Below are 20,436 nucleotides of genomic sequence, written 5' to 3'. Positions count from 1 at the left end.
CCGCTGGAACAGTTCCCACAGCTCGTCCGGCACCATGCGCTCGACCATCACCACACGGTGCAGACTACCCAGGCACGCCAAATGAGACGACGTCTTATGGCGGGGGACGCCACCCACCACGTGCCCGGCAGTCACCCGTTGTCGGGTGACTTCAAAGGGGCGGACTCGATCATCGAGATGTACGAACGGCTCGGCGCCGAGACCAACGGCACGATGCGGGCCGAACTGATCGGCATCGCCGTCGACGGCCGCGGTCACGCGGTCGGCATGACCCGCTTCACGGCCGAGCGCAACGGCAAGCACCTCGACGACACCGGCTGCATCATCTTCCGGATCGTCGGCGACAAGGTCACCGACCTCGACGAGTGCGTCGAGGACATCGACAAGAACAACGAATTCTGGTCCTGAACATGCCGAGGGCCGGGCACCCTCCCATGGGGAACAGGAGGAGACCCGGCCTACGGTTCACAACAAGTGGATCCGCGCCCGCGTGGCGAACGCAGGCCGCGCGCGGATCCGAGGGGTGCCGGACGGGAGCGGATGAGAGAGGGCCCGCTCGATTCCCTCCGGCGTCACATCAAACGTCAGCCCTTGAGCGCGGCGACCTTCTGAGCCAGCGCCGACTTCTTGTTGGCAGCCTGGTTCTTGTGGATGACGCCCTTCGAGACGGCCTTGTCGAGCTGGCGCGCGGCAGCGCGCTGGTACTCGGTGGCCTTCTCCACGTCACCCGCGGCAGCGGCCTCACGGGCCTTGCGGATCGCGGTCTTCAGGGAGGACTTGACGGCCTTGTTGCGCAGCCGCGCCTTCTCGTTGGTCTTGATCCGCTTGATCTGGGACTTGATGTTCGCCACGAATGAGCCTTTTCAGGTTCTGGCACGGGGCCGCACGAGGCCGCACGGATCCGCGCCGGGTGATTTCTTGAGGTCGTGCCTCCTGCGAGAGGGCATGAGACACAGCCACCCAGGCTACCAGCGGGAGCATTCCCGGCCCAAACCCGTCCATGGTCCCCACCCGTGGGACGATGGAGGCTACGTATCGATCCGACCCGAGACCGCAGACACTGCGGACGCCTCAAGAATCAGGACCCTGCGTGCCCGCGATCCCCAGCCACGTGCCCGAGCCGAGCCGTACCGACCCGGCTCTGATCCGCAACTTCTGCATCATCGCGCACATCGACCACGGCAAGTCCACGCTCGCCGACCGGATGCTCCAGCTGACCGGAGTGGTCGAGCAGCGGCAGATGCGCGCCCAGTACCTCGACCGCATGGACATCGAGCGTGAGCGTGGCATCACGATCAAGTCTCAGGCGGTGCGTCTGCCGTGGGCCCCGACCCACGACAAGGCCAACACGCACATCCTGAACATGATCGACACCCCGGGGCACGTCGACTTCACCTACGAGGTCTCGCGGTCGCTCGCCGCCTGCGAGGGCACCATCCTCCTGGTCGACGCCGCCCAGGGCATCGAGGCCCAGACCCTCGCCAACCTGTACCTGGCGATGGAGAACGACCTCACGATCATCCCGGTGCTGAACAAGATCGACCTGCCGGCCGCACAGCCCGAGAAGTTCGCCGAGGAGCTCGCCCACCTCATCGGGTGCGACCCCGGCGACGTGCTGAAGGTCTCCGCGAAGACCGGGCTCGGGGTCGAGGCGCTCCTGGACAAGGTCGTCGAGCAGGTCCCGGCCCCGGTCGGCGTCAAGGACGCCCCGGCCCGCGCCATGATCTTCGACTCGGTCTACGACTCCTACCGGGGCGTGGTCACGTACGTCCGCGTCATCGACGGGCAGCTCAACAAGCGCGAGCGCATCAAGATGATGTCGACCGGCGCCACGCACGAGCTGCTGGAGATCGGCACCAACTCGCCGGAGATGCTCGGCGCCGACGGCCTGGGCGTCGGCGAGGTGGGCTACCTGATCACCGGCGTGAAGGACGTCCGCCAGTCCAAGGTCGGTGACACGGTCACCAGCCAGTCCAAGGGCGCCACCGAGCCCCTCGGCGGCTACAAGGACCCCAAGCCCATGGTGTTCTCCGGGCTGTATCCGCTGGACGGCTCGGACTACCCCGAGCTGCGCGAGGCCCTGGACAAGCTGCAGCTCAACGACGCCGCGCTGGTGTACGAGCCGGAGACCTCCGCCGCCCTCGGCTTCGGCTTCCGCGTCGGCTTCCTCGGCCTGCTGCACCTGGACGTGATCCGCGAGCGGCTGGAGCGCGAGTTCGGGCTCGACCTGATCGCCACCGCGCCGAACGTGGTCTACCGCGTGGTCATGGAGGACGGCAGCGAGCACACGGTCACCAACCCGAGCGAGTTCCCCGAGGGCAAGATCTCCGAGGTCTACGAGCCGGTCGTCCGGGCCACGATCCTGGCGCCGAGCGAGTTCATCGGCTCGATCATGGAGCTGTGCCAGACCCGGCGCGGCACCCTGCTCGGCATGGACTACCTCTCCGAGGACCGGGTCGAGATCCGTTACACCCTGCCCCTCGCGGAGATCGTCTTCGACTTCTTCGACCAGCTGAAGTCCAAGACCCGCGGCTACGCCTCGCTCGACTACGAGCCCACCGGCGAGCAGGCCTCCAGCCTGGTCAAGGTCGACATCCTGCTGCACGGCGACAAGGTGGACGCCTTCTCGGCGATCACCCACAAGGACCAGGCGTACGCCTACGGGGTGCGGCTCGTGGCCAAGCTCAAGGAGCTCATCCCGCGGCAGGCCTTCGAGGTGCCGGTGCAGGCGGCCATCGGCTCCCGCGTCATCGCCCGCGAGACCATCCGCGCCATCCGCAAGGACGTCCTCGCCAAGTGTTACGGCGGTGACATCTCCCGCAAGCGGAAGCTGCTGGAGAAGCAGAAGGAGGGCAAGAAGCGGATGAAGATGGTGGGATCCGTGGAGGTCCCGCAGGAGGCCTTCATCGCCGTCCTGTCGAGCGACGAGAGCGCGGGATCGGGCAAGGGCAAGAAGTAGCAGCGGATTACCGTGGGTTACCCCCCAAACCGGGGAGAACGGGGGCCCGCCGCGCGAGAGCGCGGCGGGCCTCGTGCGTCTCCGGGGTAGCCCTCTGTACGAAGTGACAGGCCGCGGCCCCTTACGCGGCGGCCGGTCGGCCTTTACTCTGATCCCTGCTCGATAGTTACTCGCGAGTTAAACAACGGGGCGTGCACCGCGCCTCGTGACGTCTCGTGAGTGCCCACCAGCCGCACCTGAGCCAGCCGCACTGTCGCGGGCCCCGGAGGATGTCGTGAGCGACACACAGACTTTGATCGAGAACCGTCCGCCGTCCGTGGCGGGCCTCTTCCTGGAGCGCGTGGCGGCCACGCCGGACGCCGAGGCCTACCGCTATCCGGTCCCCGCGTCCTCCGGCCAGGGACCGGACGAGTGGAAGTCGCTGAGCTGGGCGCAGGCCGCCGAACGGGTCTACGCCATCGCGGCGGGCCTGATCGAACTGGGCGTGCAGCCCGAGCAGCGGGTCGCCCTCGCCTCCAGCACCCGGGTCGAGTGGATCCTGGCCGACCTCGGCATCATGTGCGCCGGGGCCGCCACGACCACGGTGTATCCGCAGACCAACGCCGACGAGTCGGCCTACATCCTGTCGGACTCCGAGAGCCGGGTGCTCATCGCGGAGAACGCCGAGCAGCTGGCCAAGGCCAAGGCGAAGCGCGCCGAGCTGCCCGAGCTGACCCATGTCGTGGTGATCGACGCGGCCGGGGCCGAGACCGCCGACTGGATCCTCACCCTCGACGACCTGGAGAAGCGCGGCGCCGCCCGGCTGGAGAAGGACCCCGGCCTGGTCAGGGAGCGGGTCGGCGCCATCACCAAGGACCAGCTGGCCACCCTCATCTACACCTCCGGCACCACCGGCCGCCCCAAGGGCGTGCGCCTGCCGCACGACAACTGGTCGTACATGGCCAAGGCCATCGCCGCGACCGGTCTGGTCGGCGCCGACGACGTGCAGTACCTGTGGCTGCCGCTCGCGCACGTCTTCGGCAAGGTGCTCACCTCCGGCCAGATCGAGGTCGGGCACGTCACCGCCGTCGACGGCCGCGTCGACAAGATCATCGAGAACCTGCCGGTGGTGCAGCCGACGTACATGGCGGCCGTGCCGCGCATCTTCGAGAAGGTCTACAACGGCGTCGCCGCCAAGGCCCGGGCGGGTGGCGGGGCCAAGTACAAGATCTTCCAGTGGGCCGCCGGGGTCGCCCGCGAGTACGCCAAGGTCTCGCAGGACAACTTCCGGCGCACCGGGACCGCGACCGTGCCGTTCGGCCTGAACGCCAAGCACAAGGTCGCCGACACGCTGGTGTACGCCAAGATCCGGGAGGCCTTCGGCGGCAACCTGCGGGCCTGCGTCTCCGGCTCGGCCGCCCTGGCGCCCGAGATCGGCTACTTCTTCGCCGGCGCCGGCATCCACATCCTGGAGGGCTACGGCCTGACCGAGTCCTCGGCGGCGTCCTTCGTCAACCCCGGGGAGGCCTACCGCACCGGTACGGTCGGCAAGCCGCTGCCCGGCACCGAGGTGCGGATCGCCGACGACGGGGAGATCCTGCTGCGCGGCCCGGGGATCATGGAGGGCTACCACAAGCTGCCCGAGAAGACCGCCGAGGTGCTGGAGCCGGACGGCTGGTTCCACACCGGCGACATCGGGGAGCTGTCGCCCGACGGGTACCTGCGGATCACCGACCGCAAGAAGGACCTGATCAAGACGTCCGGCGGCAAGTACATCGCGCCGGCGGAGGTCGAGGGGCAGTTCAAGGCGGTGTGCCCGTACGTGTCGAACATCCTCGTGCACGGGGCCGACCGGAACTACTGCACGGCCCTCATCGCGCTCGACGAGATCGCCATCACCGAGTGGGCCAAGGAGAACGGCCTCGAAGGCAAGTCGTACGCGGAGATCGTCGCGGCGCCGCAGACCGTCGAGATGGTCGACGGGTACGTGAAGCAGCTCAACGAGGGGCTGCAGCGGTGGCAGACCATCAAGAAGTTCCGGCTGCTGCCGCGGGACCTCGACGTCGAGCACGGGGAGATCACGCCGAGCCTGAAGCTGAAGCGGCCGGTGGTGGAGCGGGAGTACAAGCACCTGATCGAGGAGATGTACGAGGGGTCGCGCGAGGCGTAGGGGGCGGGCAGGGGCACCTGGAGGTCCAGGAAGGCGCTGACCTTCGCTCCCAGGCCTCCAGGGCGGTCAGGTTGTCCTCCATGTCGCCGACGAGGAGGATTCCGGCGCGTTCGTCGTGGGCGTCCGCGCCGCTCATGCCTCTTCCCCGTGCGCGCGGGTCCAGCAGTCCGCACACGACCGTCAGCAGCCGGTCGGCGTCCACCGGCTCGGACACGTAGTCGTCGGCGCCGCGGGCGATGGACTTCTCCCGGTCGCCGGGCCTCGCCCTGGCGGTCAGTGCCACGACCGGCAGGTCCGCCCAGAGGGGTCTGCGGCGGATGGCGGCCAGCGTCTCTTAGCCGTCCCTCTCCGGCGTCATGAGGCACGTGCCGGCCGGGCAGGACCCGGCCCGGCCGGCTGGACGTCCACGCCTCCAGCCTGGCCGGCGCGGGCCAGGCGTCGTGCGAAGTGCGGGTTCGGCGCCATGAAGTTGACGTTGTCGGTGAGGTGCTTCCAGACGCCGGAGACGCCCCGGACCTGGGCCCGGCCGCCCAGCCGTCCCTCGGTGCCGACCTCACGGGCCACCCCGGTGACCTCGTCGGCGAACGCGGAGAGCTGGTCGACCATCGTGTTCACGGTCAGCTTCCGTTCCAGCAGTTCGCCGGTCGCCTCGACCGTGACCGTACGGGTCGGGTCACCGCGCGCCACCGCCGTGGTCACGGCCGCGATGTCCCGCACCTGGGCCGTCAGCCGCGACGCCATCGTGTTGACGGCCTCGGTCACGTCCCGCCAGCTGCCCGACAGGCCCCGCACCTTGGCGCGGCCGCCGAGCCGCCCCTCGGTGCCGACCTCGCGGGCGACCCGCGTCACCTCGCCGGTGAACAGGGGACAGCTGGTCCACCATCTTGTTCACGGCCCGGCCGAGGCGGCGCAGGTCACCGCGCAACTGCCGGGTTCCGTCGTGCAGATCGACCCGCTGGGTCAGATCGCCGCCGGCCACCGCGTCCAGTACGCGCGTGGCGTTCGCCGCCGGGGCGGCCAGGGCGTCGAGCAGCTGGTTCACGTCGTCGATCCGGGAGGTCCACAGGCCCTGCCCCGGGCTGGCCGAGAGCCGTTCGTCGAGGCGGCCGTGGCGGACGAGCTCCCGTCTGACCCGCCGCACCTCCGTGGTGAAGTGGACGCTGCGGTCCATGATCTGGTGGAAGACCGCGGTGAGTTCGGCCACCATGCCGTGGCCGGTTTCCGGCGCCTTGGTGAAGTCGCCGTCGCGGGCGGCCGTCATGGCCGCGAGCAGGGGACGCAGATCGGATGCACGAATCTGACCGTCTTCGTGCCGGTTTTCGACCACAGGAGTAGCACGGTTCTCACTCATCGCGGCCCACTTCGGTAACTCCGCGCTTATGGGCGTGGCCAGTCTGTCACTCTGTCGGCATCGACTGTGGCGTATTCGTACGAACTGCCCGGGGAGCTGCCCATGGGGGCCATTCCGACGCAACGGGAGACCGCTTTCCGTGCCTCAGATGCGCCTGCACACGCTGGGGGGAAGTCCGTGCCCGTTCAGGAGGGGCCCGTTTTCGAGGGACCGGCACCGGTGGCGGAGGCGCTCACCGCCGAGGCGCCGCTCCTCGACGCGTCGGCTGCCGGGGTGTCGGCTTCCGAGGCGTCGGCTGCCGGGACCTCGGCCCTGGAAGCGTCGGCCCCCGCGACGTCGGCCCCCGAGGCGTCGGCCCTTGAGACGTCGGCCCTGGGAGCATCGGCCCCCAAGGCCCGCGCTTCCGGGCGCACGGCGCACGCGACCGTCTTCGACGCGCCCGCGCGGGAGTGCGCGCGGGCGCACGCGGCTCTGCCCGGCAGCTCCCTCGCGCCCGGAGCCGCCCGCGCCCTGGTGCGCGAGGCGCTCGCGGAGTGGGCCGGGCTCGGCCTGCCGGGCGCCGAGCACCTCACCCACCACCTCCGCGACGACGCCGCACTCGTCGTCAGCGAACTCGTCAGCAACGCCGTCGTGCACGCCGGCACCGACGTCGAGATCGAGTGCCGGCTGGAGGGCGACACCCCGGACGCGGCCGCCGCCCTCGTCGTCGAGGTGTCCGACCACCACCCGTCCCGGGCTCCGCGCGGCGGCGAGCCGGAGACGCCCCACGACATCCCGGAGTACGGGCGTGGCCTTCGGCTCGTCGGCGCGCTCTGCGAGGCCTGGGGGATCACGTACCGCACCGGCCGCAAGACCGTGTGGGCGCGGCTGCCCGCCGCGGGGTGCGCGGCGGGGGAGCAGATCGAGGCGTACGCCGGGGAGCGCGCGATGGCGCGCGGTCTGCGGATGGCGGAGGTCCTGGCGCCGGAGCCGCCCCCGGGCGACGGGGAGGGAACGGCCGTGCCCGTGCGGGACTCCTCCCCCGCACTGGGCCCTTCCGCCCCGCCCGACTCTTCCGCCCTGCGGGACTGGCGCGACTTTCGGGACGCAAGCGACTTCCGGGACTGGAGCGACCTGCGCGACTGGCGTGACCTGCGGGACTGGCGCGACCGCCACGAGAACCCGGACGGGCGCGACGGGCCCGACGGCTCCTGGCTCGGCCGCGGCGCCCTGTCCTTCCTCGCGGAGGCCTCCGACCTGCTCGCCGGGCAGCTGGACGAGGACCTGGTCGCCGCTCTCGCCGGACAGCTGATCGTGCCGCGGCTGGCCGACTGGTGCGCCGTCTGGCTGGAGGACGAGGCCACCGGCGGCGGCTGGAGCGGGGGCGGCGGCCCCCGGCTGGCCCGGGTCTGGCACGGCAGCGAGAACCGCATCGAGGAGCTGCGCCGGACCCTGGAGAAGGAGCCGCCGCCCCCGTCCGACCCGGCGGGGTCCGGGCCCGTCGGCTACCCGTGGCCCGGCGAGGCGCTCGGCGACGCCCCCGGGGAGTCCGGTTCCGCCCTCGCGTACCGGCTCGTGGCCGGGGGACGCCCGCTCGGCACCCTGGTCATCGGACGGTCCCGCACCGCGCGTTTCCCCGACGAGATCACCGGCCTCGTGGAGGATCTCGGCCGCCGGGTGGCCCTGGCCATCGGCGCCGCCCGGCAGTACGCCCGCCAGGCCACGATCAGCGCCGTCCTGCAGCGCGGTCTGCTGCCCGGAGCCGTCGCCGAGATCCCCGGCGTGCGCAGTGCCCTCGTCTACGAGCCCTGCGACAAGGGCGGGCCCAGCGGCGACTTCTACGACCTGTTCCCGGCCGGCGACGGCCGCTGGTGCTTCGCCGTCGGCGACGTCCAGGGCAAGGGGCCCGAGGCGGCGGTCGTCATCGGCCTGGCCCGCCCCTGGCTGCGGCTGCTCGCCCGCGAGGGCTACCGGGTCGCCGACGTCCTCGACCGCCTCAACCAGCTCCTGCTCGACGACGCCACGGAGGCCGCGGACGCAGCGGCCCGGGCCCTGGTGGCGGCGGGCGCCCGGTCGACCCCGCCCGGTGACGGCCCGCAGACCCGCTTCCTGTCCCTGCTCTACGGCGAGCTGGTCCCCTTCGACGGCGGGGTGCGCTGCACCGTCGCCTCCGCCGGGCACCCGCTGCCCCTGCGGCTCGGGGCGGGCGGCGAGGTCCACCCGTGCGCGCGGCCCCAGACCCTGCTGGGCGTGGTCGAGGACGCCACCTACACCAGCGAGACCTTCGAGCTGCGCTCCGGCGACACGCTGCTGTGCGTGACCGACGGTGTCACCGAGCGCCGCTCCGGGTCCCGCCAGTTCGACGACGAGGACGGGCTCGCCGCGGCACTGGCCGGGTGCGCCGGACTGGACGCGGAGCTCATAGCCGAGCGGATCAAGCGGCTCGTGCACGAGTTCGGGGCGCGGCCCCCGGCGGACGACCTGGCGCTGCTGGTGCTCCAGGCCGAGTGAGCGCCGCTCCCGGCGGAGACACGGCGCGGGTGCTGGACAATGGAAGGCATGCCTTCCGCACTCCCCGACGGCGAGCCCGTCCCCGAGGACGGCGCGCTGCCCGCGTCCGCCCTCGCCGGGGCCGCCGCCCGCCCGCTCGGGTTCTACCTGCACGTCCCGTACTGCGCCACCCGCTGCGGCTACTGCGACTTCAACACCTACACGGCGACCGAGCTGCGCGGCAGCGGCGGTGTGCTCGCCTCCCGCGACAACTACGCCGGGACGCTGGTGGACGAGATCCGTCTGGCCCGCAAGGTCCTGGGGGACGATCCGCGTCCCGTCCGCACGGTGTTCGTGGGCGGGGGCACGCCGACGCTGCTGGACGCCGGTGACCTCATACGGATGCTGCGCGCCGTCCGGGAGGAGTTCGGGCTGGCGGCGGACGCCGAGGTCACGACGGAGGCCAACCCGGAGTCGGTCGACCCGGCCTACCTGGCGACCCTGCGGGAGGGGGGCTTCAACCGGGTCTCCTTCGGGATGCAGAGCGCGCGGCAGCACGTGCTGAAGGTGCTGGACCGCACGCACACGCCCGGGCGGCCGGAGGCGTGCGTCGCCGAGGCCCGGGCGGCCGGGTTCGAGCACGTGAACCTCGATCTGATCTACGGCACGCCGGGCGAGTCGGACGACGACTGGCGGGCGTCGCTGGACGCGGTGCTCGGGGCCGGGCCGGACCACGTCAGCGCCTACGCGCTGATCGTCGAGGAGGGCACGCAGCTGGCCCGGCGGATCCGCCGCGGCGAGGTGCCGATGACCGACGACGACGTGCACGCCGACCGGTACCTGATCGCGGACGAGGTGCTCTCGGGCGCCGGGTTCGAGTGGTACGAGGTGTCGAACTGGGCGACCTCGGCGGCGGGGCGGTGCCTGCACAACGAGCTGTACTGGCGGGGGGCCGACTGGTGGGGCGCCGGGCCGGGGGCGCACAGCCACGTGGGCGGGGTGCGGTGGTGGAACGTGAAGCATCCGGGCGCGTACGCGGCCGCGCTGGCGGCCGGCCGTTCGCCCGGTGCCGGGCGTGAGGTGCTGAGCGACGAGGACCGGCGGGTCGAGCGGATCCTGCTGGAACTCCGGCTGCGGGACGGGGTGCCGTTGTCGCTGCTGCGGGAGCAGGGGCTGGCCGCCTCGCGCAGGGCGCTGTCGGACGGATTGCTGGAGGCGGAGCCGTACGTGCGGGGGCGGGCCGTGCTCACTCTGCGGGGCAGGTTGCTGGCCGACGGCGTGGTGCGCGACCTCGTGGACTGAGCGAGCGCTCGGCGGTGGCTACGGTGCCGTCACGAAGTCGATCAGTTCCTCCACCCGGCCCAGCAGTTCCGGTTCCAGGTCCTTGTACGAGCGGACCCGGGACAGGATCCGCTGCCACGCCGCGCCCGTGTGCTCCGGCCAGCCCAGGGCGCGGCAGACCCCCGTCTTCCAGTCCTGGCCCCTCGGGACGCGGGGCCAGGACTCGATCCCCAGGGACGACGGCTTCACCGCCTCCCAGATGTCGATGTAGGGGTGGCCGACCACCAGCGCGTGCTCGCTGGTGACCGACTCGGCGATGCGCCACTCCTTCGAGCCCGGCACGAGGTGGTCGACCAGGACGCCGAGGCGCGCGTCGGGGCCGGGTGCGAAGGAGTCCACGATCGACGGGAGGTCGTCCACGCCCTCCAGGTACTCCACGACCACGCCCTCGATGCGCAGGTCGTCGCCCCACACCTTCTCGACCAGCTCGGCGTCGTGCCGTCCCTCGACGTAGATGCGGCCGGCCCGGGCCACGCGCGCGCGTGCTCCGGGGACCGCCACCGAACCCGAGGCCGTACGGGCGGGGCGCGCCGGGGCGCCGGACGAGGGGCGGACCAGCGTCACCACCCTGCCCTCCAGCAGGAAACCGCGCGGTTCCATCGGGAACACGCGGTGCTTGCCGAAGCGGTCCTCCAGGGTCACCGTGCCGGCCTCGCAGCGCACGACCGCCCCGCAGAAGCCGGTGCCGGGCTCCTCGACCACCAGGCCCGGTTCCGCCGGGACCTCGGGGACCGGCTGGGGCTTCTTCCACGGCGGGGTCAGGTCCGGAGAGTACTGGCGCATTCGGATGACGATAGGAGAACCGGGCGGGTGGTCACGCAGACACGCCGAAACGCGCCGCCAGCGCGTCCCGCTGGGCCCGGACGAACGCCGCGTCCACCACCGCTCCGTGACCGGGCACGTACAGCGCGTCCTCGCCGCCCAGGGCCAGCAGCCGGTCCAGGGCGGCCGGCCAGTGCGACGGCACCGCGTCCGGGCCCGCCTGGGGCTCGCCCGACTCCTCGACCAAGTCGCCGCAGAACACCACCTCCGGCTCGCCCGGCACCAGCACCGCCAGGTCGTGCGCGGTGTGTCCGGGGCCGACGTTCGCCAGCAGCACCTGGCGGCCGCCGCCCAGGTCGAGGGTCCACTCGCCGGAGACCAGGTGGCGGGGCGGGACCAGCCGGTCCGCCGATTCCCGCGCGACGGTCTCCGCCAGGCCGTTGCGCACCGCGTCCGCGCACAGCTCCGCGCGGTCGCGCGCCCGGGTCAGCACCGCGTCCACGCCGACCGCGCCGAACGCCTCCGCGTCCTCGAACGCCGCCACCCCGAAGACGTGGTCGAAGTGGGGGTGGGTCAGCGCGAGATGTGTCACACGGCCGCCGGTGAGCGACCGCGCCTGCGCGCGCAACCGCGCGCCCTCGGCCGGGCTCGACCCGGCGTCGATCAGCAGGACCGCGCCCTCGCCGGCGACCAGCCCCGCCGTGCAGTCCCACACCGGCAGCCGGCACCGGCCCACCCCGGCGGCCAGGCGCTCCCACCCTGCCTCTTCCCAAGTCACCGTCATACGGCGACGCTAGCGGTGCGCCCCGCCCGGGGCACGACGCCGCACGACCAGCCTTGCCGCAGGCGTACCCCACCGCCGTACACTGGGCCGGGGAACATTGGCACTCGCACGCGCAGAGTGCCAGGCCGTGAACGGCGGGCAACGGGCGGACGACTTCTGGAGGTGTGCGCGATGCTCAGTGAACGCAGGCTTCAGGTGCTGCGCGCCATCGTCCAGGACTACGTCGGCACCGAGGAGCCGGTCGGCTCCAAGGCCCTCACCGAGCGGCACAACCTCGGCGTCTCCCCGGCGACCGTCCGCAACGACATGGCGGCCCTGGAGGACGAGGGATACATCGCCCAGCCGCACACCAGCGCCGGGCGCATCCCCACCGACAAGGGCTACCGCCTGTTCGTGGACAAGCTCGCCGGCGTCAAGCCCATGACCGCGCCCGAGCGGCGCGCGATCCAGAACTTCCTGGAGGGCGCCGTCGACCTCGACGACGTCGTCGCGCGCACGGTCCGGCTGCTCGCGCAGCTCACGCGCCAGGTCGCCGTCGTGCAGTACCCGTCGCTGACCCGGTCCACCGTGCGGCACGTGGAGCTGCTCGCCCTGGCGCCCGCGCGGGTGATGCTCGTGCTGATCACGGACACCGGACGGGTCGAGCAGCGCGTGGTGGACTGCCCGGCACCACTGGGCGAGGCCTCGCTCGCGGATCTGCGCGCACGCCTCAACAGCCGGGTGGCGGGCCGCCGTTTCGCGGATGTGCCGAGTCTGGTGGAGGATCTCCCGGAGGCTTTCGAGCCCGAGGACCGGGGTACGGTCTCCACGGTGCTCTCCACACTCCTGGAGACGCTCGTCGAGGAGAACGAGGAGCGGCTGATGATCGGCGGCACCGCCAATCTGACCCGCTTCGGTCATGACTTCCCCCTCACGATCCGGCCCGTGCTGGAGGCGCTGGAGGAGCAGGTCGTGCTCCTCAAGCTGCTCGGCGAGGCGAAGGATCCGGGCGTGACCGTCCGTATCGGTCACGAGAACGCCCACGAAGGACTCAACTCCACGTCCGTCGTGTCGGTCGGCTACGGTTCGGGCGGCGAGGCAGTCGCCAAGCTCGGCGTGGTCGGACCGACCCGCATGGACTACCCGGGAACGATGGGAGCGGTACGCGCAGTGGCACGGTACGTCGGACAGATCCTGGCGGAGTCGTAGTGGCCACGGACTACTACGCCGTACTCGGCGTGCGCCGCGACGCGTCGCAGGAAGAGATCAAGAAGGCCTTCCGGCGGCTCGCCCGCGAGCTGCACCCGGACGTCAACCCCGATCCGAAGACCCAGGAGCGGTTCAAGGAGATCAACGCCGCCTACGAGGTGCTGTCGGACCCGCAGAAGAAGCAGGTCTACGACCTCGGCGGCGACCCGCTCTCGCAGTCCGGCGGCGCCGGGGCGGGCGGCTTCGGAGCCGGCGGCTTCGGGAACTTCTCCGACATCATGGACGCGTTCTTCGGCACGGCGTCGCAGCGCGGACCGCGCTCGCGCACCCGCCGCGGCCAGGACGCCATGATCCGCATCGAGGTGGAGCTCGACGAGGCGGCCTTCGGCACGACGAAGGACATCCAGGTCGACACGGCCGTCGTCTGCAACACCTGCAACGGTGAGGGCGCGGCCCCGGGCACCTCGGCGCAGACGTGTGACATGTGCCGCGGCCGGGGCGAGGTCTCGCAGGTCACCCGGTCCTTCCTGGGCCAGGTCATGACCTCCCGCCCGTGCCCGCAGTGCCAGGGCTTCGGCACGGTCGTCCCGACGCCGTGCCCCGAGTGCGCGGGCGACGGCCGGGTGCGCTCCCGCCGGACCCTCACGGTCAAGATCCCGGCCGGTGTGGACAACGGCACGCGCATCCAGCTCGCCGGTGAGGGCGAGGTCGGGCCTGGCGGCGGTCCGGCCGGCGACCTCTACGTCGAGATCCACGAACTGCCGCACGCGCAGTTCCAGCGCCGCGGCGACGACCTGCACTGCACGGTCACGCTGCCGATGACGGCGGCGGCCCTCGGCACGAAGGTGCCGCTGGAGACCCTGGACGGCATGGAGGAGGTCGACATCCGCCCGGGCACCCAGTCCGGCCAGTCGATCCCGCTGCACGGCCGCGGTGTCACGCACCTGCGCGGCGGCGGACGCGGCGACCTCATCGTCCACGTCGAGGTGCAGACCCCGACCAAGCTCGACCCCGAGCAGGAGCGCCTGCTGCGCGAGCTGTCCAAGCTGCGCGGTGAGGAACGGCCGACGGGCCAGTTCCAGCCCGGGCAGCAAGGGCTGTTCTCGCGGCTGAAGGACGCCTTCAACGGTCGCTGACGCGAAGGGGCTCCGGCGTCGTCCGTCAGGGGGCGCCGGGGCCGCGGAAGCGGTGGTTCCTCTGGTCTGTGCCACCCGGCAGGCCGGTTTCGGAGTCGTCCGGAGGACGTGACAACATGCGGTCATGTCCTCCGCACTGACCGATCTCTTCCCGCTCCCGATCGTGCAGGCCCCCATGGCGGGCGGCGTCTCCGTGCCGAAGCTCGCCGCCGCCGTGTGCGAAGCGGGCGGGCTCGGGTTCCTCGCCGCCGGGTACAAGACCGCCGACGGGATGTACCAGGAGATCAAGCAGCTGAGGAGCCTCACCGGCAGGCCCTTCGGGGTCAACCTCTTCATGCCGCAGCCGGAGTACGCCGACCCCGCCGCGGTCGACGTCTACGCCCACCAGCTGGCCGGCGAGGCCACCTGGTACGAGACCGAGCTCGGCGATCCGGAGACCGGCCGGGACGACGGCTACGAGACCAAGCTCGCGGTGCTCCGCGACAACCCCGTCCCGGTGGTGTCGTTCCACTTCGGCGTCCCGCACCGCGAGGTGATCGACGCCCTGCACCGCGTCGGCACCTTCGTCCTGGCCACCGCCACCACCCCCGACGAGGCCCGGGCCGTCGAGCGGGCCGGCGCGGACGCCGTCATCGCCCAGGGCGTCGAGGCCGGCGGCCACCAGGGCACCCACCGGGACGTCCCCGAGACGGACGGCTCCGGCCTCGGGCTGCTGACCCTGGTCGCGCAGGTCCGGGAGGCCGTCGGCATCCCCGTCCTCGCCGCCGGCGGCATCATGCGCGGCGGCCAGATCGCCGGGGTCCTCGCGGCCGGCGCCGACGCGGCCCAGCTGGGCACGGCCTTCCTCGCCACACACGAGTCCGGCGCGCACGCCCTGCACAAGCAGGCGCTGACCAACCCGCTGTTCGCGCGGACGGAGCTGACCCGGGCCTTCTCCGGCCGCCCGGCACGCGGCCTGGTCAACCGCTTCCTGCGCGAACACGGCCCGTACGCGCCCGCCGCCTACCCGGAGATCCACCACCTCACCGCGCCGCTGCGCAAGGCCGCCGCCAAGGCCGGGGACGCGCAGGGCATGGCGCTGTGGGCCGGGCAGGGGCACCGCATGGCCCGAGAGCTGCCCGCCGGGCAGCTGGTGGAGGTGCTGGCCGCCGAACTCGCCGCCGCCAGGACAGCGTTGTCGGGCGGGGGCGTCGCGGGCGGAGGCGTGCGATGACCGCGCCGGTGTTCGTCGTCGAGCACTTCGACGCGGGCGGCGGCGGACGGTACGTCCTGGACGGGCCGGAAGGGCGGCACGCCGTCTCCGTGAAGCGGCTGCGCCCCGGCGAGGACGTGATCCTCACCGACGGGGCCGGACGCTGGGCGGACTGCGTGGTGCTCGGCACCGAGGGCAAGGACCGGCTCATCGTCCAGCTGGACTCGGTGAGCGAGGAACCGCCCCAGCAGCCGCGGGTGACCGTCGTGCAGGCGCTGCCCAAGGGCGACCGCGGGGAACTGGCCGTCGAGACCATGACCGAGGTCGGCGTCGACGCCGTCGTGCCGTGGGCGGCGGCCCGCTGCATCACGCAATGGAAGGGCGACCGCGGGGCGAAGGCGCTCGCCAAGTGGCGGGCCACCGCCCGGGAGGCCGGCAAGCAGTCGCGCCGGGTGCGCTTCCCGCGGATCGCCGACGCCGCCACGACCAAGCAGGTCGCCGCGCTGCTGCGGGACGCCGACTTCGCCGCGGTGCTGCACGAGAGCGGCGACGTCCCGCTGGCCACGGCCGAGTTGCCGGCGGCCGGCGAGATCGTCCTGGTCGTGGGACCCGAGGGGGGTGTGGCGCCGGAGGAGCTGGCGCTGTTCGAGGAGGCGGGGGCCGGGGCGTATCGCCTCGGGCGCAGCGTGCTGCGCACATCGACGGCCGGGACGGCGGCCGCGGCCGTGCTCCTGGCGCGTACCGGCCGCTGGTCCTGAAAACCCCCTGGAGGCACCGTGGAACTCGCCCAAGTACGCCTGCTCGTCACCGACTTCGCCGCCTGCTACCGCTTCTACGGCGACGTCCTCGGCCTCAAGCCGCAGTCGGGCGCGAGCGAGGGCCCCTACGAGAAGTTCAGCCCCGCGGCCGGCTCCGCGGGGATCGCGCTGCAGGACCGGTCGATGATGGCCGAGGTGCTCGACGAGGTGGGCCGTCCGGCCGCCGGGCACCGGTCGCTGGTGGTCTTGCGGGTGGACGCGCTGGACGCGTACTGCGAGGAGATCACGCTGCGCGGCGCCACCGTCCTGCAGGGGCCCGCGCCCCTGACGGACCGGATGCGGGTGGCCCATCTCAAGGACCCCGAGGGCAACTTGGTGGAGCTCCAGGAGTGGCTGCTGCTGCGCGGTTGACGCCTTTGCGCCCTACCGCGCCGCCCCCGTGGGTGGCAGGCTGCCCTCCATGGGGGCTTCGAGGAGGTTTCGGCGGGGGCCGCGCGGCCGTCGGGTGGCCGTGGCGGCGGTGTTCGCGGTCGTCGCCGTGGGCGGCGCGGTCGCCTGCGAGCCGGGCGGCGGCATCAGTTCCGCGGCCGTCGCGTACACCACCGACGAGACCGTGACGCGGGAACTCAACCGCCAGAAGGCGGGCGTGCGCTGGCTCAGCTGCACCGCCTCCTACGGCGACAGGCGCGAGGACTCCCGGTCGTCGCCCCCGGCGAGCGAGGACACCGTGGCGAGCGTCGACTGCCGGGGGGAGACCGACGACGGCAAGGACATCACCGTCGACGGCGAGGTCACCCACGCGGTGGACGGCGCCTGTGTGCGCGGGAACATCACCGCCAAGGTGGACGGCAAGGTGTGGTTCGAGGTCGACGGGCTCGGCGACTGCGACTCCACCAGCCCGCCCCCGGTGGGCGGCGGGCCCACCGACGGCCGGCCCGGACCGGCGGTCACCGTGACGGTCACGCAGACGATCTGGTGCGACCGGTACCCGGACTGCCGCCCTGTCGAGGGCAAGTGATCCGAACCCTGTCCGCGCGGCGCCCTCGCTGCATAGGGTGATCAGGTGACATCGCCTGCTTACCTCCGGTTCCCGCACGTGCACGGCGACCTGGTCGCCTTCACCGCCGAGGACGACGTGTGGCTCGCGCCACTCGACGGCGGCCGGGCCTGGCGCGTCAGCGCCGACAACACGCCGGTGACCCATCCCCGCATCTCGCCCGACGGCACCACCGTCGCCTGGACCTCCACCCGCGACGGCGCCCCCGAGGTGCTCGTCGCGCCGGTCGCCGGCGGCCCCGCCAGGCGCCTGACGTACTGGGGCAGTGCGAAGACCCAGGTGCGCGGCTGGACGCCCGGCGGCGAGGTCCTGGCGATCAGCTCCCACGGGCAGGCCAGTCTGCGCCGCACCTGGGCGCGCGCCGTGCCGCTGGACGGCGGCCCGGCCACCACGCTGCCGTACGGGCCGGTCGGCCACGTCGCGTACGGGCCGCACACGGTGCTGCTGTCGGCGCCGATGGGGCGCGAGGCGGCCTGGTGGAAGCGCTACCGGGGCGGCACGGCGGGCAAGTTGTGGATCGACCGCGAGGGCGACGGCGAGTTCGTCCGGCTGCACGAGGACCTCGACGGCAACATCGAGGACCCGCTGTGGGTGGGCGACCGGATCGCGTTCCTCTCCGACCACGAGGGCACCGGCGCGCTGTACTCCTCCCTCGCCGACGGCTCCGACCTGCGCCGGCACACGCCGCATGGGGGCACCGCCCGTTCGGGCGAAGCCGAGAGCGGGGGAGGCTTCTACGCCCGGCACGCCGCCACCGACGGCAGCCGGGTCGTCTACTCCAGCGCTGGCGAACTTTGGCTGCTGGACGACCTGGACGGGGCCGAGCCGCGCCGGCTGGACGTGCGCCTGGGCGGGCAGCGCGTCGACCTCCAGCCGTTCCCGGTGAACGCCGCCCGCTGGTTCGGGTCGGCCTCCCCGGACCACACCGCGCGCGGCAGCGCCGTCTCGGTGCGCGGCACCGTCCACTGGGTCACCCACCGCTCCGGCCCCGCCCGCGCGCTCGCCGCCGCCCCCGGCGTCCGGGCCCGGCTGCCGCGCACGTTCCGCGCCGACGGCGAGGAGTGGGTGGTGTGGGTGACGGACGCCGAGGGCGACGACGCCCTGGAGTTCGCGCCCGCCACCGGCCTCGCCCCCGGCGCGACCCCGCGCCGGCTGGCCGCCGGGCAGCTCGGCAGGGTGCTGGACCTCGCCATGGCCCCCGACGGCAGCCGCGCCGCCGTGGCCTCCCACGACGGGCGCCTGCTGCTCGTCGAGCGGGAGACCGGCGAGGTGCGGGAGGTGGACCGCAGCGAGGACGGCGACGTGTCCGGGCTGGTCTTCTCGCCCGACTCGTCCTGGCTCGCCTGGTCCCACCCCGGCCCGCGGCCCCTGAGCCAGCTGAAGCTCGCCAACACCACCGACCTGTCGGTCACCGAGGCCACCCCGCTGCGCTTCCAGGACTACGCGCCCGCGTTCACGGCGGACGGCAAGCACCTCGCGTTCCTGTCGACCCGCTCCTTCGACCCGGTCTACGACGAGCACGTCTTCGACCTGGCCTTCGTCGAGGGCGCCCGGCCGCACCTCATCACGCTCGCGGCCACCACGCCCTCCCCGTTCGGCCCGCAGCGGCACGGCCGGTCCTTCGAGACGCCGGACCGCGAGGAGACCCCCGACAGCGAGGGCACCCCCACCACCCGGATCGACCTGGAGGGCCTCGCCGACCGCATCGTGCCCTTCCCGGTGGAGGCCGCCCGCTACTCCAACCTGCGGGCCGCCAAGGACGGGGTGCTGTGGCTGCGCCACCCGGTGGCCGGCGTGCTCGGCTCGTCCCGGGCCACCCCCGACGATCCCGAGCCGAAGACCGAGCTGGAGCGCTACGACCTCGCCCAGCAGCGCGTGGAGCACCTCGCCGTCGACGCCGACCACTTCGAGGTCAGCGGCGACGGCAAGCGGGTGCTGCTGTGGACCGACGGACGGCTGAAGGTCGTCCCGAGCGACCGGCGCGCCTCCGGAGACGACGACAGCGACAGCAACATCACCGTCGACCTGAGCCGGGTCCGCCAGATGATCGACCCCGCCGCCGAGTGGCGGCAGATGTTCGACGAGAACGGCCGCATCATGCGCGACCACTTCTGGCGGCCGGACATGAGCGGCGTCGACTGGGACGGCGTCCTCGACCGCTACCGCCCGGTCGTGGAACGGCTGGCCACCCACGACGACCTCGTCGACCTGCTGTGGGAGGTCCAGGGCGAACTCGGCACGTCCCACGCCTACGTCACCCCGCGCGGCGGGCACGGCGGCGGCCCCCGCCAGGGCCTGCTCGGCGCCGACCTCTCCCGCCACGAGGACGGCACCTGGCGCGTCGACCGCATCCTGCCCTCGGAGACCTCCGACCCCGACGCCCGCAGCCCGCTGGCCGCACCCGGCGTCGCGGTGCGCCCGGGGGACGCGATCGTCGCGGTCGCCGGGCAGCCCGTCGACCCGGTGGCCGGTCCCGGTCCGCTGCTGATCGGCGCGGCGGGCAAGCCGGTGGAGCTGACCGTCTCCCCGTCCGGCGGCGGCGACCTGCGGCACGCGGTCGTCGTCCCGGTCGCCGACGAGGAGCCGCTGCGCTACCACGCCTGGGTCGCCGACCGCCGCGCCTACGTCCACGAGAAGTCCGGCGGCCGCCTGGGCTACCTGCACGTCCCGGACATGCAGGCGCCCGGCTGGGCCCAGATCCACCGCGACCTGCGCGTCGAGGTGGCCCGCGAGGGCCTGGTCGTCGACGTCCGCGAGAACCGCGGCGGCCACACCTCCCAGCTCGTCGTGGAGAAGCTGGCCCGCCGCGTCGTCGGCTGGGACCTGCCCCGCGGCATGCGCGCCGAGAGCTACCCGCGCGACGCGCCCCGCGGCCCGGTCGTCGCCGTCGCCAACGAGTTCTCCGGCTCCGACGGGGACATCGTCAACGCCGCGATCAAGGCCCTCGGCATCGGCCCGGTGGTCGGCACCCGCACCTGGGGCGGCGTCATCGGCATCGACAGCCGCTACCGCCTGGTCGACGGCACCCTGGTCACCCAGCCGAAGTACGCGTTCTGGCTGGAGGGTTACGGGTGGGGGGTGGAGAACCACGGCGTCGACCCGGACGTGGAGGTCGTCCAGCGCCCGCAGGACCACGCGGCGGGCAGGGACCCGCAACTGGACGAGGCGATCCGGCTGGCGCTGGAGGCGCTGGAGGCCAGTCCCGCGAAGACGCCCCCGGCTGTCCCGACGCTCTGAGGTGCGCGGGGCCGTGTCCGCGTGCGGCTCCGCCGCGAGGGCCCGACCGGCCC

Annotated in this window: 15 protein-coding genes and 1 pseudogene; 12 read left to right on the top strand and 4 right to left on the bottom strand. The window is 72.9% G+C overall.

Features of this window, described 5'->3' with window-relative positions:
• Positions 1 to 81 precede the first annotated feature (81 nt).
• Entirely contained in the window at positions 82 to 408 is a 327-nt protein-coding gene (locus AC07DA_RS17225; protein ID WP_479128946.1) for a nuclear transport factor 2 family protein, read from the top strand.
• Positions 409 to 584: 176 nt separating this feature from the next.
• Here AC07DA_RS17225 and rpsT read toward each other — a convergent pair whose 3' ends face one another.
• On the bottom strand, positions 585 to 851 hold the full coding sequence (rpsT, locus tag AC07DA_RS17220) for a 30S ribosomal protein S20 (protein ID WP_010042013.1): 267 nt from the start codon (positions 849 to 851) through the stop codon (positions 585 to 587).
• Between the two features lie 239 nt (positions 852 to 1,090).
• Between rpsT and lepA the strand changes: the two genes are divergently transcribed.
• Entirely contained in the window at positions 1,091 to 2,959 is a 1,869-nt protein-coding gene (gene lepA / locus AC07DA_RS17215; RefSeq protein WP_479128943.1) for a translation elongation factor 4, read from the top strand.
• Between the two features lie 274 nt (positions 2,960 to 3,233).
• On the top strand, positions 3,234 to 5,108 hold the full coding sequence (locus AC07DA_RS17210) for an AMP-dependent synthetase/ligase (protein WP_479128941.1): 1,875 nt from the start codon (positions 3,234 to 3,236) through the stop codon (positions 5,106 to 5,108).
• A 453-nt stretch (positions 5,109 to 5,561) separates the two neighbouring features.
• Here the strand turns inward: AC07DA_RS17210 and AC07DA_RS17205 are convergent.
• Positions 5,562 to 6,369 (bottom strand): annotated as a pseudogene (locus AC07DA_RS17205) (HAMP domain-containing protein); the annotation flags it as partial.
• 462 nt (positions 6,370 to 6,831) lie between these two features.
• On the opposite strand from AC07DA_RS17205, the gene AC07DA_RS17200 reads away from it, so the two are divergent.
• Both AC07DA_RS17200 and hemW read left to right on the top strand, forming a co-directional pair.
• Positions 6,832 to 8,949, top strand: a complete 2,118-nt coding sequence (locus tag AC07DA_RS17200; RefSeq protein WP_479128970.1) for a SpoIIE family protein phosphatase — start codon at positions 6,832 to 6,834, stop codon at positions 8,947 to 8,949.
• A gap of 48 nt (positions 8,950 to 8,997) precedes the next feature.
• A complete protein-coding gene (gene hemW / locus AC07DA_RS17195) occupies positions 8,998 to 10,230 on the top strand; it encodes a radical SAM family heme chaperone HemW (RefSeq protein ID WP_479128939.1) in 1,233 nt (410 codons plus the stop codon).
• An 18-nt stretch (positions 10,231 to 10,248) separates the two neighbouring features.
• Here the strand turns inward: hemW and AC07DA_RS17190 are convergent, their stop codons facing one another.
• Positions 10,249 to 11,052 carry a DUF3097 domain-containing protein gene (locus AC07DA_RS17190; RefSeq protein ID WP_479128937.1) on the bottom strand — a complete coding sequence of 268 codons (804 nt, stop codon included), beginning with the start codon at positions 11,050 to 11,052 and terminating at the stop codon, positions 10,249 to 10,251.
• A gap of 31 nt (positions 11,053 to 11,083) precedes the next feature.
• Complete coding sequence (locus tag AC07DA_RS17185) at positions 11,084 to 11,815, bottom strand: MBL fold metallo-hydrolase (RefSeq protein ID WP_479128935.1); 732 nt, start codon at positions 11,813 to 11,815, stop codon at positions 11,084 to 11,086.
• Between the two features lie 171 nt (positions 11,816 to 11,986).
• On the opposite strand from AC07DA_RS17185, the gene hrcA reads away from it, so the two are divergent.
• The 7 genes from hrcA to AC07DA_RS17150 all read left to right on the top strand — a co-directional run bounded on the left by hrcA (position 11,987) and on the right by AC07DA_RS17150 (position 20,383).
• Complete coding sequence (hrcA, locus tag AC07DA_RS17180; RefSeq protein ID WP_479128933.1) at positions 11,987 to 13,003, top strand: heat-inducible transcriptional repressor HrcA; 1,017 nt, start codon at positions 11,987 to 11,989, stop codon at positions 13,001 to 13,003.
• The gene (dnaJ, locus tag AC07DA_RS17175) at positions 13,003 to 14,139 is read left to right on the top strand and encodes a molecular chaperone DnaJ (protein WP_311686826.1); all 1,137 of its coding nucleotides are present in this window, start codon (positions 13,003 to 13,005) and stop codon (positions 14,137 to 14,139) included. The genes hrcA and dnaJ overlap by 1 nt, the downstream gene beginning before the upstream one ends.
• Before the next feature lie 124 nt (positions 14,140 to 14,263).
• Positions 14,264 to 15,352, top strand: a complete 1,089-nt coding sequence (locus AC07DA_RS17170) for a nitronate monooxygenase (protein WP_479128930.1) — start codon at positions 14,264 to 14,266, stop codon at positions 15,350 to 15,352.
• Positions 15,349 to 16,089 (top strand): 16S rRNA (uracil(1498)-N(3))-methyltransferase, encoded by a 741-nt coding sequence (locus tag AC07DA_RS17165; protein WP_479128928.1) that lies wholly within the window; start codon positions 15,349 to 15,351, stop codon positions 16,087 to 16,089. Before AC07DA_RS17170 ends, AC07DA_RS17165 begins: the two co-directional genes overlap by 4 nt.
• 18 nt (positions 16,090 to 16,107) lie before the next feature.
• Positions 16,108 to 16,500: a VOC family protein gene (locus AC07DA_RS17160; protein WP_479128926.1), complete on the top strand. Its 393-nt coding sequence runs from the start codon at positions 16,108 to 16,110 to the stop codon at positions 16,498 to 16,500.
• A 49-nt stretch (positions 16,501 to 16,549) separates the two neighbouring features.
• Complete coding sequence (locus tag AC07DA_RS17155) at positions 16,550 to 17,107, top strand: hypothetical protein (protein ID WP_479128924.1); 558 nt, start codon at positions 16,550 to 16,552, stop codon at positions 17,105 to 17,107.
• 45 nt (positions 17,108 to 17,152) lie between these two features.
• Complete coding sequence (locus AC07DA_RS17150; protein ID WP_479128922.1) at positions 17,153 to 20,383, top strand: S41 family peptidase; 3,231 nt, start codon at positions 17,153 to 17,155, stop codon at positions 20,381 to 20,383.
• Positions 20,384 to 20,436 lie beyond the last annotated feature (53 nt).

Source organism: Streptomyces sp. NPDC044921 (genome assembly GCF_056432865.1).
Note: the sequence above shows the minus strand (reverse complement) of the source record. Positions and strands in the feature narration are given on the sequence as shown.